Below are 13,798 nucleotides of genomic sequence, written 5' to 3'. Positions count from 1 at the left end.
ATATCCGTGTCGTAACGGGCCACGCAACTTCCGCGTGGATGCTGGCGCCAGAGCTTTCGTAAAATTTCACGACGACCTCGTTCTTTGAAACGCGCGTGAGCGTTTGCTTCCTCATCGTCGTTGCGAGCGCAATGCGACACATGCAATGCGCAGAGATGGGCCCCGGCTCTGCAGCGCACCGCAAGGGCGCTGCGCTGCGTCCGGGGCACGAGAACGAGTTGTGGCGCTCGCTGCCTCAACATCACAATTGCGAGCGTAGCGAAGCAATCCAGAGTCTTTCCGCGGAGGGCTTCTGGATTGCTTCGCTGCGCTCGCAATGACGGAGTATGAGGCAATGGCTGCGTCTCCAAATGCCACAGTCATTCCCCGCGAAAGCGGGGAATCCAGTACGCTGCGGGTTCTCGGTTCAATCACTGCTGTCTCGGAGTACTGGATCGCCCGCCCCAGTGCGCAAGTGCGCACAAGGCGGGCGATGACAGCGAGTGTGTGGACACAGACACGCCTTCGCATTCTCGCGGCGCGTTTCGCCCGAGTTTTGCTTCTTCTCTCGCCCCTCCAATCCAAGAGGGCGCAGGGAAGACCGGGTGCCGGCGGGCACCCGCGGTCTGCTGCGCGAAAAGCACACGCAGAAGAACCGCACAGCAGCATACAGGTGTCGCCGATCACTCGGCCTTCCCTGCGCGATGGTCGGACGGCTTATGCCGTGCTCTCCCGGGAGCCGAACTTTCCTTCTGGCCTCCCTCGCCCCGCGAATTGACGATGCCGTCCGCCCGGTTGGGCTCGCGCGCATCTCCGCAGATGGCTTGACCGTAGCAACGACGGCCAGGACCACACGGTTTTGCCGTACGCAGCTCATCCGGCTTCGCCAAAAGGCTTCGCCGGACTTTGGCGCCGCTCGTCCGCACGTGGCCACGGGCTCACAGGGACTACCCGCCCTGCCCGCACCTCTCGCGCACGACGCTGCCGCGTCCACCGCAGGCCCGGCTCGCAACTCGTGACGACGTACGATCGCCCCTCAAGGATGAGCCGGGATGGACGCTACATACGTCATTTCCGAATTTCGGCAAAGTGGAATATTTTCGCCGGACCGGATTGACCGAGTGTTTGGGTGTTTTGCCCGTCGGGCAACGCAAGCCCTGGTAGCCCGCATGGAGCAGAGCGGAATGCGGGGCTCTCACACCGCGGCAAAACCTTCCCGGATTGCGCTGCGCTCCATCCGGGCTAGCATCTCGACAAACAAAAAAACACCCGGCGGTTTCCCGCCGGGTGTTCGATTCCAGTCTTGCGACAGGTGTTACCAGTTGCGCTGAGCGCGGAGGAGCAGGGTGATGCTGTCCTGATCCTTCAGCTCGTACAAAGCAGCCGGCTTCGCGGTCGTACCGGCGCCAGCGTAGCCGACAGTGCCGGAGTACTTCTGGTCGAGGTGCGTCCAGTTCAGGTCGCCCGAGAACGTCAGGTTCTTGACGGGGGTCCAGCGGGTGATCAGGCCGATCTGGCCGACGGCGAAGTCCGGGTTGCAACCCGTGACGCCGGCCAGGCCACCGAAGACGCCGCCAGCACCGCCAGCGCCGCAAAGCGCGGTCTTGGCGAGCGAGCCGTACTGAGCCTGAGCGTAGGCACCGTACAGCGCGGTGTTCCAGTAGGGATCCCAGTTGTGGGTGTAGGCGCCGCGGAAGCCCCAGGTCTTCACAGTCTCCTGCGACGAACCGGTGATGTACACGGTGTCCGGAGCATTGGCGAAGCCGACGCTCTGGTAGGCAACGCCCGAGCTGCCGAACATCGAGTAGGAGCTGCCCGCCAGGTTCTGGAAGTTGTAGCGGGTCGCGCCGTCGGTGTAGACGCCCTGGATGTTGATCACGTCACCCGCACCGGTCGGGATGTTCTTGATCGACAGAGCGAGCTGAACCGCCCAACCCCACTTGTCGTCGGGGTGGCCAGTCGTTTCGGTCGCGCCGTAGTAGGCAACGTGGTTGTCCTTCGCGGCAACCGACGCCTGGAAGAGACCCCAGGCCTGGTCGACACGAACCATACCAACGAGGTTCGGCGAACGCGAGCCACCGATCGAGTTGGTGCCGTAGGAGCCACCGATCATGCCACCGGCGGTCGCGCCAGTGAGGTTCTGGTTGCCGGCCTGGTAGTAGGCCGTTGCGTCTTCAGCCGAGAACGCCGCCGTCACGCCCTGGCCGAAGTCAGCGGTGTAGGTGAACTGGGTGACACCAGTGACCGTGCCGCTGCCGCCGACGAGACCGTCGAAGTTGTTGCCCGGATAGTTGGTCCAGGGCGCGTCGAACTGCGACACGGCCTTACCCATGGTGAAGCCAGCGAACTGGATGAAGGCGTAGTACACGCCGAGCGAACCGGCCGAGGTGTTGCCGTCGGTGCCGTTGACCGAAGAACCAACCAGCGCCGGGGTCGCACCCGAGGTGTTGAGGCCGAGCGAGCCGGTGTAGACGGTGCCGCCGGTGGCCGAGCCCGAACCCTGATAACCGCCGGTCGTCCAGGAGAACACGCCGTCGAAGAAGGTACGAACGACGCCGTATTCGGTCGCGGTGCGCGTGTCGATGTTGAGGTCTTCACGAGCGCGCATCGTGTAGTAGTTGCTCAGGCGGTTGTGCGCACCGGCCGGCGAACCGTTGGCAGCGCCGTAGACGCTGTTGGTGCCCAGCGCGACTTCGGCGCGCAGGTAACCGCCCAGCTTGATGCAGGTGTCGGTGCCCGGGATGTAGTAGAAGCCGGCGCCGTACAGCGAGCAGATCTTCACGTATTCGACCGCTTTGGCCTTCACGGGGAGATCGGCTGCGAACGCACCGGAGGCGGCCATCAGGCCGGCTGCCGAGCCGAGAAGAAGAGTCTTCGTAAACTTCATTAGTAAACCTCCAGGTCGGTTCAGGGGGCTCGGCTCCTCGTCGGAGGCCGCTTTACCCACTTCAATTTCCGTTCAATTCAGGCCCGCACTGAAAGTCCGGACTGAAACGACAGTGAGGTGCCCCCCCTCCGTCGTGGCTTCACATATAGTTTATAAAAACAATCGCCTCAATTCATTGATTTAATGAAGCGTAAGTTCCGGGGGAGATGTGGCTTGAGGGCAACAAGGAGAGCCGCAACGCCAGCTAAGCCTATGGCTAAAAAGTAAAAAGCCCTCAGGGGGCATCCCGAGGGCTTTCTTGGAGGTCTCACAGTGCTGGCCCATTGAGACGGTCAAGAGCAGCAAAGATTGAGTGAGAGAAGACGTAATTTAATTAATTGATTTTTGCAAGCACTAAACAATCGGGTCGTTTCCCCCGCGCGGTACTCTTTACTATTGTCGGTGCGCGAGATCCGAGACGCCTCCCAAATATCCCATTAAAAGAATGATCTAGGGGAAACGGGGGGAGCCACATGATCGAGAAAAAACTCGACAGGGCGATTACGGACTTCATCTGGAATGTCGTCGAGATTCACTCTCAGCTGGAGGACATCCACACCAGCTGGGCCGGGCTGCTGGGCATCACCGAGCCGCAGTGGCTGATCCTGATGGCCATCACCGAGCTGGACCAGGGCGGAGGCGTCGCCGGAATCGACGTCGCAAACAAGCTGCGGGTCCACCCGGCCTTCGTCACCAACCAGACCAAGGCCCTCGAGAAGGCCGGCTTCCTGTCGCGGCGGCCGGGCGCAGACGACGCGCGCTTCGTCCTGATGTCGCTGACGGCAAAGGCGACGGCGGAGATCGAGAAACTGTCCAAGCGAAAGCTCGCCTTGAACTCGACCATGTTCAACGAGCTCGACGAGAAGACCCTGGCCGATCTGAACGTTGCGCTCGCAACGATTGCAAAGAATGCCCGGCTGGCCGCGCGTTTGCTGGCCATCGACGTCTCGTGATCCGCTGACGCCGGGGCGCAGAGCAGCCGCCGGCGTCAGCCCGGCCTCATCGCGCCTTACAGATAGGTCACGGGATCAAGCTGGCGGACGGTTCCAAGCTTGCTGGCGAGCCATTCGAAAATGAAATCGTCTACGGCGACGAAGTTTTCGACCTCGCCCAGCGGGTGCGGGATGCAGTTTGGCACGACGGTCGAGCAATCGGCTCCGGCCTGCCGATAGATGGCTTGCAGCTCGAGAGCATCCTCCTCCGAGACCATCGAGCGAGTCCCGGCGACCACGAGCAGCGGGCAAGGGATTCGACGCGACGGCTGCAACGAGCCCGCCGGGGTCCCGTCACCGCCGGTCGGCTCGGCGCCGATCGTCCAGCGCAGCGATGCGCGGCGCATGATCGGCGCCATGATACCGCCGTCGCACACGGCGGCAGCCATCCTGCGATCCAGCAAGGCAAGGCCGGACGCATGACTGGCGGCCGCCCCTTCGCCATAGACCGCGATCCGCTGCGAATCGACGTCCGGGCGAGCCTCCAGATAGTCCAGCCAGCATTGAAGAACATGCTCCGGTTTGACGGGGCGACGAACGGACGAATGGCCGGCATCGACGAGCAGGAGCGACATGTTCCGGCGGCGTGAGGCCGGCAACAGTCTGCTCATCATCGAGCCGAGGGTGACGTCCTCGTCACTGACGCAAATCACCACGGGCGCGGAAGGCCCGTCACGAAACGCCGGCACAAAGTAGCCGGCAAGCGAGCCTTGATCGAACCCATCGATCTTCACGCGTTCGATCGCCGGACCGGCGTCCTCCTCGAGGCCTTTCAGGTTGATTCCGACCTTGTCTGCGAGGTCGGTACTCGCGGGGTCTCCGGAACAGGACACGTTTCTCGCGACTTCAAGAGCCGTCAGCGAGCACAGCCACTCTTCCCGTGCCACATGAATGGACCCGTCTCGGCGCGCTGATTCGGCGAACGCCCGGTACTCGTCCGCGATCCTCGACCAGTCCGAAACCCACAGATTCCTGTGCGACTCGCGCACGAGCTCTGCAACGGACAGGCCTTCGAAAAATTCGGATGCGCGTTTCCGCAAATCTGAAAGGCTGCGACCGGCGCCGTCGCAGGAGCCGTGAGGCCAATGATCACCTTCCATTTCAGTCGCCGAACGGCGAGGTCGCAGACCCCGCGTTCGATCCACCTTCTGGCGCAACGAAATCAGGCCCGATGATCGCTCCATCTTCGCCTTGCTCGGCGAAGGCATTGCGCGAAACGGTCTGCATTCCAAACGAGCCGGCTTCGATTGAAGCTCCAGGCCGACTCAACTCATTCGTCACGTCCCAGTTCCGTTGCTGATCCACAGTCATTCATGCGCCCACTCTGCCACTTTTGCGCCGCCGGCTTTGTAGTTTTTTGTTGCGGTTGACGACTAAAAAATACTTCATTTGCCGACGGATGAGGCATCCCTGTGTAGGCCGTCATTGTGAATGCACGATACGGAAATAAATGCGGCCGATTGCCGCTTCATCGATGCGTAATGTCGATCTGGCGGAACAAACTCATGACGGGAATCGTCAGCGTCACTCAACCGCACGCGAGACATGACGACGTATGATGACACCTCTCAATGCGCTAAAATAACGTAAATCCGAATTTCTGCCAATCGGAAGTGGCTCTTCGCAAGGGCCGTGGCCTGCTGGACGAATGGGGCTTTCGCCACCCTGATCGACCTTCCCGGACCGCCACGTTGCATCCGGGTCACGGAATATTCCGGGCGTCTTCTTGTATGCATTATCCCAGTTGCCATCCAGGGGCAGTTCGCTTTAGATGCCGGCAATTCGCCCCTGGACGACGGCCGGGGCTCAAAAAAATCAGCACAATTTCTCAAAGGGACGAAACATGGCGCGCAACATCCTGATTCTCGGGGCTTCCTACGGCTCGCTGCTGGGCACGAAGCTCCTGATGGCGGGGCACAACGTGACCCTGGTTTGCCGCGCCAGGACCGCGGAGCTGATCAATCGCGATGGTACCGAGGTGCGCATCAAGTTGCGCGACGAAGCCGTGCACCGCGCCATCTTCTCACGCGACCTGCCCGGCAAGCTCGACGCCGTGACGCCGGCCGATGTCGACCTGTCCCGCTACGACATGGTCGGCCTTGCGATGCAGGAGCCGCAGTACACCAACCACACGGTCCGCGTTCTCATGATCAAGATCGCCGCGGCCAAGCTGCCGTGCCTGTCGATCATGAACATGCCGCCGTTGCCCTATCTGAAGCGAATCCCGGCGCTCGCAGGCATGGACCTCGAAGAGGCCTACACCAATGCGCAAGTGTGGGAGCGTTTCGAGCCGGGGCTGGTGACGCTGTGCTCGCCCGACCCGCAGGCCTTCCGTCCGCCGGAGGAAGCCGCGAACGTGCTCCATGTCGGCCTGCCCACCAATTTCAAGGCATCGGTATTCGCCGACGAGAAACACAACACGATGCTGCGCGAGCTCGAGGCCGACATCGACGCGGTGACGCTCGACGGCCACGACGTGCCGGTGAAGCTGAAAGTTTTCGACTCGCTGTTCGTGCCGCTGGCGAAATGGTCGATGCTCCTCACCGGCAATTACCGCTGCATCACGCCGCATGAACCGCAATCGATCCGCGACGCCGTGCACGGCGATCTCAAGCGCTCGCAGACGATCTACGAGCACGTCGACGCGATCGCCCGGCGGCTCGGCGCCGATCCGCAGGACCAGGTGCCGTTCGCCAAATACGCCAAGGCCGCCGAAAGCCTGCTCAAGCCGTCATCGGCCGCGCGCGCGGTCGCGAGCGGCGCGCCCTTCATCGAGCGCGTCGACCTGCTGGTGAAGTTGATCTCGCATCAGCTCGGCGTGCCGAATGCCGAGATCGACCGCACGGTCGAGACCGTGGACCTGAAGCTGAACGAGAAGATCGTGCAAGGCGGATCGGGCGCGCAGTAGCGCGCAGCTCCTGCTCCCGTCGAACAGCTTTGGCGCTCACGCGCTGAGAAATGACTGGATCCAGATCAGGCCGGTGACCGCGACCAGCGTAACCGCGCCGATCCGCGTCACGATCTCGGGGTGCCCAAGCCGGCGCGCGCCGCGGCCGAGTGTTGCGCCCAATGCGATCCATGCCGCCCCGGCCGTGAGGATCTGAAGCGCGATCATCCCGAGCCACGGCAGCAGTTCGAGCGGCCCGATTTGGAGCGGCAGAAGCAGGAAGGCGAAGACCAGCGCCTTCGGGTTCAGCAGGGTCGTCAGCAGCACCTGGCCGAACGTCACCGCAGCACCGTCACGCAGCTCGCGTGTATTGACGCGCCAGAGCATGACGGCGAGGCACAGGATGTAGATCGTCACCGCGACGCGGAGCACGACAGCCGCAAGCGGAATATCGCTGACGATCGGACCGAGCGCCGTCCGCAGCAGCACAATCGACAGCAGATAGCCACACAGCTCCGCGGCAAGCAGGTGAAGCGAGCGCGCGATGCCGATCCCTGCGCCCGATGTCGCGAGCAAGGTGTTGGTCGGCCCAGGCACTGCCAGCAGGAAATAGGTCGCCGCGAAGAAGGTCAGAAAACTCATACAGTCAGATAGCAGGCTCGCGGCCGGCCGCCTTTGATCTGTGTCATGCGACGAGGCCGCAGACAGTTCCCGGTGTGACGCGCAAGCAACGCGCGACGCGATAGTCTTCGCCCGCGCTTCGATCACGCGAACGTGTCGTGCGCGCGCGACTGCTGCGCTCCATCGCAAATATCACGACTGCGTGAGACGAATGCATGTTGCTCGTCATATCTCGACGCGAGACAACGCGAAACCGGCGTGTTTACGCCCGAAATGAAGCGATGCGCGCATGACCGAGCGTCGTCGCGCGAGGGAATCAAGTCTCACGCCTCGCGCGTGATCCTGCATTTGCGCAAGCGCCGCATGCGTGCGTGGCAGGCTCGTTGTCTTGTCTCGCGGAAACACGCGAGCAACATGCGCCTGCCGAATTATCCCTCGACGCAACGTGATCTGGATGCCGTTCCGCGGCGAATGAGTTCCAGAACCGGAGCTCGACAGTCAGCCAAAACACAGAAGCCCAAGACCAACAAACAAGAACAACAAGAATGGACCAGGCGATGCGGAGCGTCGTCCGCGCGGTAGAGGCAGGCGCGACGACGATGAAGGGCGTGATCGACGCCACCGGACTGTCTCGTCTCAAGATCGAGCGTGCGCTGAGCGCGCTGGAGAAGCAGAAGCTGCTGGTCCGCGACGGCCAGGGTTTTCGCGCGACCGGCCTGCCGAAGACGGCGCCCAATACGAGGCAATGCGGATCGTGCAACGCCTGCTGCGATGTGCTGGAGGTGGCGGCCGTCGACAAGCCGGTGAACCAGCTTTGCCGGCATTGGCAGACGGGCACCGGCTGCACCATCTACGACCGCCGTCCGCAGATGTGCCGGTCGTTCGTCTGCGCCTGGCTGCAAGGCCATCTCGACGACGAATGGTTTCCGGCGACATCGGGCATCATCGTGCATTTCAGCCAGGACGCGGTCAACGTCACCGTTGACGATCATTGCCCCGATCGCTGGCGCGAGGAGCCGTATTTCAGCAAGCTCGCCGAATGGTCGCTCAACGGCATCAGGCGAATCGGCAACCGCGGCTACGCGACCCTCATCGTCTCAGGCGCCAACAGATTCCTGCTGCTCGGACGCACCGTCGTTCCAGAGCCGACGCTGTTCGGCACCGCGTTCCTGCCGCTCACGGCCGACACGTTCCGGTTCTGGAAGGCGACGTCGCAGGACCATCTGCAGCGGCTGCACGAGCGCATCGCCGAGATCGAGCGGATCGGGCAGGAGTTCGGGTCCTGCGTCATCCCCGGGAACGAGGACGACGATCCGCAAGCCCCCTACCGGCCCGCGCTTCTGCGGCTGTCCGGTCACGCCTGAACGCCACCGTGGGCAACGCGTCCTGATTCGCGCTGTTGTGCTCGACGCGCCCCGGCCGGGTTGATAAGCCCCTGTCCGCGAATGATGGGGCCTTGAGTCGGGACATGACGGTTGCGATCGAGATGGGGCAGACCACGGCGGGCGCCGTGGCGGCCATGGACCTCGAGGAACTGCTGGCGACCCGCCTTCTGGTGCAGGGCAATTCAGGCTCCGGCAAGTCGCATCTGCTGCGCCGGCTGCTGGAGCAGAGCGCGCCCTGGGTGCAGCAGGCCATCATCGACCCCGAAGGCGATTTCGTCACGCTGGCCGAGCGTTTCGGCCATCTGGTGATCGAGGCCGAGGATCACACCGAGCGCGGCCTTCAGATCGCCGGCGAGCGCGCCCGGCTGCATCGCGTCTCCACCGTGCTCAATCTCGAAGGTCTCGACGCCGAGAACCAGATGCGGCGGGCGGCGGCGTTCCTCGGCGGCCTGTTCGACGTCGACCGCGACCACTGGTATCCGATGCTGGTGGTGGTGGACGAGGCGCAGCTGTTCGCACCCGCAGTCGCGGGCGAAGTCTCGGACGAAGCGCGCAAACTGTCGCTCGGCGCGATGACCAATCTGATGTGCCGCGGCCGCAAGCGCGGGCTCGCCGGCATCATCGCGACCCAGCGCCTCGCCAAGCTCGCCAAGAACGTCGCGGCGGAAGCCTCCAACTTCCTGATGGGCCGCACCTTCCTCGACATCGACATGGCGCGCGCCGCCGACCTGCTCGGCATGGAGCGGCGGCAGGCGGAAGCCTTTCGCGATCTCGAGCGCGGACAGTTCATGGCGCTGGGACCTGCGCTGTCGCGCCGTCCGCTGCGCTTGAATATCGGACCGACCGACACCCATGCGCGCAACTCGACGCCGCGGCTGATGCCGCTGCCGGAGGCGCTCGCGGACATGCGCGCCGTGATCCTGGCCGCGCCGCCGCCCGATGCCAGCCGGCCGCAGCGCCGGCCCGCACCGGATCTGCTCGAACAGCTCCGCGCCGCGAAGGCAGCCGCGCCGGACATCGGGCCCGAAATGGTCGAGGTGCCGGTCAGTGCGGAAGAGCTCGCGGAACGGCGCGAGCGCGTGGATCGGACGCTTCGCGCGGTGCTCGCCGAACCCGATGCCGGCTTCCGCGCCGTCGGCGTGCTCTACCAGGAGTTCGTGGTTCGCTGCCGCATCGAAGGGCTCGGCTCCGCGGTGCCTCACCTCACCGAATTCCGCCGCATGCTGACTCGCGCGCGCGCCGGGCTCGGCGCCGAGCATGCCGAGGACGACGCCTGGCAGGACGTCTCGCTGCGCGCCTCGATCCTGCCCGACGATATGCAGGGCGTGTTCATGATGATCGCGCGCGCGGCGAAGGAAGGCTGGCCCTGCCCCGGCGACGCCGCGATCGCCCGCGCCTACGGCTCGCATTCGCTGCGCCGGGCGCAGCGTTTGCTCGGCTACATGGAGGAGCAGGGCTTGATCGTCTGCCAGCTCGACGGCGCAGGCCGCAGGTTCGTGACGCTGGTGGAACTGGCCTGGGCCACGGCGCCGGGCGATCCCAATGGCGACGATCTGCCGGCGGAGCCGGCGCAGAGCACCGCGCCGGCCTAGAACACCCCGGCCACCGTCAGACGGAACGTCAGCGGCTCGACCGGGTGCAGCACGTAATCCATCACGCCGTTCCGGCAGACCGACGCCGGCGCGACGCCGCCGGTGCAGAGAGTGTACAGCGTGTCGGTCTTGAGCAGCGAACCGTAGGCATAGGTGATCTGGTTCGCCTGCGTGTTGAAGAGATTGAGCACGTCGAGCTGGATGCGCCAGCCATTGTCGGTGCGATAGCCGAGGCGGCCGTTGAAGATGCTGGTCGCTGACGAGCGGAATGCATTGTCTTCCGTCAGCGGGCTCGACGCCAGATAGCGCCAGCGCAAGGAGCCGTACCAGCCGGTCGTCTCGCCGAGCGTGACGCCGGCCGAGGCCACCATCGCCGGCGCGTTCGGAATGTAATTGCCGGGTGCATTGCCGATCTGCGCTTCCGGATAGCCGGCCAGCGAGGCGTAGACCTCTCCCTGCGCGCTGTCGGTGCCGCGAAAGCGCGCATGCGTCATGGCGAGATCGGCGTCGATGTCGATCCACGATCGCGGGCGATAATGGCTGGTCCATTCGAAACCGTAGCGGCGGCTGGCGCGGGTCGCCGAGGTGTCGCCGGCATCGCCGGAGAACAGGATCTCGGAATCCTGGTCGAGGATGAAAAGGCTGAGCGAGCTGTCGAGGCCGGGAACGATCTTGCTGCGGACGCCGACCTCCGCGCCACGCGTGCGCACCAGCAGCGGCGCCGGTGTCAGCCGTGTGGAGGGATCACTCGGGTCTTCCGTCGTGGTCGCGCCGCGCGCGTCGTTGGAATGCATGCCGGTGCCGGCACCGAAGAAGAATTCGGTCTGGTTGAACGGGCCAAGCACCATCCGGAATTTCGGGCTGCCGAGCGCAGCATCGGCGCGGCCGGAATTGGCGGCGTTGAACAGCGAGGTCACGTCAGCGGCGTAATAATCACCGCGCAAGCCGATCGTGGTCCTGAGCCAGTCGGTCCAGCGCACGGTGTTCTCGGCATAGAGGCCGACGCTGCCCTCGGCGACCTCGTCGCTGCGGATGCTGGCGAGAAAGCCGCGCTGGAATGTGTTGGTGAGCGCGAGATCGATCGCGTCATAGCGCGATTGCAGGCCGATCGTGGTCTGCATCGGCAGGCCCGCGAACGAGCCGTTCAACGTGCGCGAGATGTTCGCGCCCGCCATCAGGCGGTCGTCGTGCTGGTGGAACTGGTCGCCGAGCATGGGATCGCTGAGATAGTAGGTGAAATTGTTGAAGAGATCGAGCTGGCTCTTCACGACATAGGCATTGGCCTTCCACGAGCCGAGATCGTCGCTCTGCGCGACGCGGCCCGAGAGCGCGAAGCGGTTGGTGTTGCCGCCGTCGCTCGGATCCTCCGAGCCGAAGCGATTCAAAAATCCACCGGTGATCGCGCGCTGCGGCACCTGATCGGTCGAATTCCATCTGTTCGCGTAGGCCATGCCGGTGACGGACACCCCGTCCGTCGCGGTGCCCTGGCTGTAGCGCAGGAGGCCGTTGAGCTTGCGCACCTTGTCCGGATTGTCCCAGGGGCCGTCATAGCTGCCGATCTCGCCGGCAACGAGCAACGCGCCGTCGCCGACTTTCGCGGAGTCCATGCCGAGCAGGCGGCGATAACCGAAGCTGCCCGCGGTCACTTGCGCGAGGCCCCTGGTGCGGTCGATCAGGCCGATATGCACGCTTCCGACCGAGGCGAAATCGCCTTCGTCGGGAAAGTAAGGTCCCTTGCGCACGTCGATCGCGGCGATGGTTTCCGGGATCAGCCAGTTCAGGTCCGCATAGCCCTGGCCGTGCGCGTGCGTGCGCATGTTGACGGGGACGCCGTCGACGGTGATCGCGAGATCGGTGCCGTGGTCGAGATTATAGCCGCGTAGAAAATACTGGTTGGCTTTGCCCTCGCCGGAATGCTGGGTCACGATCAGCCCCGGCACGGCTTCGAGCGCCTCGCCCGGCCGCGTGAAGGGACGCGCGTTGACTGCCTCGCCGGAGACGGTGAGCTCGCTCGCCATGCCTGGCGCGCCTTTCACGCCGGAGGCGACACCGGCGACATCCGTTGGCGCCGGCCGAGCGACGCTGCGGCTCGCCGCCGCCGGCTTGCCGGCGCGTCGCGGCACAGGCGGCTTCTTGTGATGCTGCGTCTCGCCGCCGGTGACCTGAATCGGCGGCAGCTCGCGCGAGGCACTGCCGCTCTGCGCGAAAGCCTTGCTGCAATCCGCGAGAAGAACGAAGGCCGGGAGTGCCGTCAGCGCGCCGCAGCGACGACCGAGATCAGGCCGCCTCAGTCGCATCGGTGCATTCCACGCCCCTTGGCGCGGCGCGGTGCCGATCGCCTGCAAACATACGGCGATAGAGCATGACCGAGACCAGCCAGGCGACCATGAACAGCGCAATCACGGCGAAGCCGACATTCGCAAGCGACTCGTTCAGATGATCGACCAGCGTCCACACGCCACCGGACAGGCCGAGGCGATCCGCGATCAGGCCAAGCGCCTCGATGCCGCCGATCAACAGCGCCACCGCGACGGAGGCGCCGGTGATGGTGAGGTTGTACCAGAGCTTGCGCAAGGGATCGACGAAGGCCCAGCGATAGGCACTCACCATCAGCGTGGAGTCGGCGGTGTCGACCAGCGCCATGCCGGCAGCGAACAGCGCGGGAAAGACCAGGATATCGGCGAACGAAGCGCCGCGCGCAGCTTCACCGGCGGAAATGCTGAGCAGGCCGATCTCGGTCGCGGTATCGAAACCGAGCCCGAACAGAAATCCGAGCGGATACATGTGCCGCGGCTTCGTCACCAGGCGAAACATGGGGCCGAACAGCCGTGCGAGCACACCGCGGCTCTCGAGCAGCGCCTCGAGGCCTTCAGCGTCGTGAACGCCCTGCTCGCGTGCGATGCGAAATGTCCGCCACAGGCTGACAAAGATGGCGAGATTGATGGCTGCGATCACCAGCAGGAACAGCGCCGACACCGAGGTGCCGATGAAGCCGCCGATTTCCCTGAGCAGGCTGTCGCCGCCGAGGCTCACCACGCCCAGCGCCAGCAGCAGGGTCGCGACCACAACCACGGTGGAATGCCCGAGCGCGAAATAGAGACCGACGCTGCGCGGCGCGCCCCCCGCCTGCATCAGCTTGCGCACGACATTGTCGATGGCGGCGATGTGGTCGGCATCGACGGCGTGGCGCAGGCCGAACACCCAGGCGAGCAGCGCGGTCGCCATCACCGTCGGCCGGTCGCCGAACGTTGCGAAGGCCCAGATCCACGCGGCGATGTTGGCGGCGATGAGCCCGCCGAACAGCAGCACCAAACCAGGCTCGACCGCCCGCAAAGACAATTTCGACACGAATATCATTCCGTCCGCTGCACGCTGCATCGCGCCAGCGGTATGATATTTTCATAGAATGATCACAC

General features: G+C 64.3%; 10 protein-coding genes. 4 read left to right on the top strand and 6 right to left on the bottom strand.

Annotation, left to right across the window (positions count from 1 at the left end):
• Window positions 1-1,294: 1,294 nt before the first annotated feature.
• Window positions 1,295-2,866: a porin gene (locus tag F8237_RS22250; protein WP_151647914.1), complete on the bottom strand. Its 1,572-nt coding sequence runs from the start codon at window positions 2,864-2,866 to the stop codon at window positions 1,295-1,297.
• A gap of 512 nt (window positions 2,867-3,378) precedes the next feature.
• Here F8237_RS22250 and F8237_RS22245 point away from each other — a divergent pair.
• Complete coding sequence (locus F8237_RS22245; protein WP_151647912.1) at window positions 3,379-3,858, top strand: MarR family winged helix-turn-helix transcriptional regulator; 480 nt, start codon at window positions 3,379-3,381, stop codon at window positions 3,856-3,858.
• A gap of 56 nt (window positions 3,859-3,914) precedes the next feature.
• On the opposite strand, the gene F8237_RS22240 is transcribed toward F8237_RS22245, so the two are convergent.
• Both F8237_RS22240 and F8237_RS22235 read right to left on the bottom strand, forming a co-directional pair.
• Window positions 3,915-4,997, bottom strand: coding sequence for an alpha/beta hydrolase family protein (locus tag F8237_RS22240; protein WP_151647910.1), 1,083 nt, complete (start codon window positions 4,995-4,997; stop codon window positions 3,915-3,917).
• 1 nt (window position 4,998) lies between these two features.
• A complete protein-coding gene (locus F8237_RS22235; RefSeq protein WP_151647908.1) occupies window positions 4,999-5,208 on the bottom strand; it encodes a hypothetical protein in 210 nt (69 codons plus the stop codon).
• A 532-nt stretch (window positions 5,209-5,740) separates the two neighbouring features.
• Here F8237_RS22235 and F8237_RS22230 point away from each other — a divergent pair.
• The gene (locus F8237_RS22230) at window positions 5,741-6,805 is read left to right on the top strand and encodes a ketopantoate reductase family protein (protein ID WP_151647906.1); all 1,065 of its coding nucleotides are present in this window, start codon (window positions 5,741-5,743) and stop codon (window positions 6,803-6,805) included.
• A gap of 36 nt (window positions 6,806-6,841) precedes the next feature.
• Here the strand turns inward: F8237_RS22230 and F8237_RS22225 are convergent, their stop codons facing one another.
• Complete coding sequence (locus F8237_RS22225) at window positions 6,842-7,426, bottom strand: LysE family translocator (protein ID WP_151647904.1); 585 nt, start codon at window positions 7,424-7,426, stop codon at window positions 6,842-6,844.
• Between the two features lie 536 nt (window positions 7,427-7,962).
• Between F8237_RS22225 and F8237_RS22220 the strand changes: the two genes are divergently transcribed.
• Together F8237_RS22220 and F8237_RS22215 are read left to right on the top strand one after the other, a co-directional pair.
• Window positions 7,963-8,769, top strand: a complete 807-nt coding sequence (locus F8237_RS22220; RefSeq protein ID WP_374761598.1) for a YkgJ family cysteine cluster protein — start codon at window positions 7,963-7,965, stop codon at window positions 8,767-8,769.
• 104 nt (window positions 8,770-8,873) lie between these two features.
• Window positions 8,874-10,382 (top strand): helicase HerA domain-containing protein, encoded by a 1,509-nt coding sequence (locus F8237_RS22215; RefSeq protein WP_151647900.1) that lies wholly within the window; start codon window positions 8,874-8,876, stop codon window positions 10,380-10,382.
• Here the strand turns inward: F8237_RS22215 and F8237_RS22210 are convergent.
• Window positions 10,379-12,679, bottom strand: coding sequence for a TonB-dependent receptor (locus F8237_RS22210; RefSeq protein ID WP_151647898.1), 2,301 nt, complete (start codon window positions 12,677-12,679; stop codon window positions 10,379-10,381). The genes F8237_RS22215 and F8237_RS22210 overlap by 4 nt on opposite strands.
• On the bottom strand, window positions 12,660-13,739 hold the full coding sequence (locus F8237_RS22205) for a HoxN/HupN/NixA family nickel/cobalt transporter (protein WP_162006164.1): 1,080 nt from the start codon (window positions 13,737-13,739) through the stop codon (window positions 12,660-12,662). The genes F8237_RS22210 and F8237_RS22205 overlap by 20 nt, the downstream gene beginning before the upstream one ends.
• Between the last annotated feature and the right edge of the window lie 59 nt (window positions 13,740-13,798).

Source organism: Bradyrhizobium betae (assembly GCF_008932115.1).
Lineage (GTDB): Bacteria > Pseudomonadota > Alphaproteobacteria > Rhizobiales > Xanthobacteraceae > Bradyrhizobium > Bradyrhizobium betae.
Note: the sequence above shows the minus strand (reverse complement) of the source record. Positions and strands in the feature narration are given on the sequence as shown.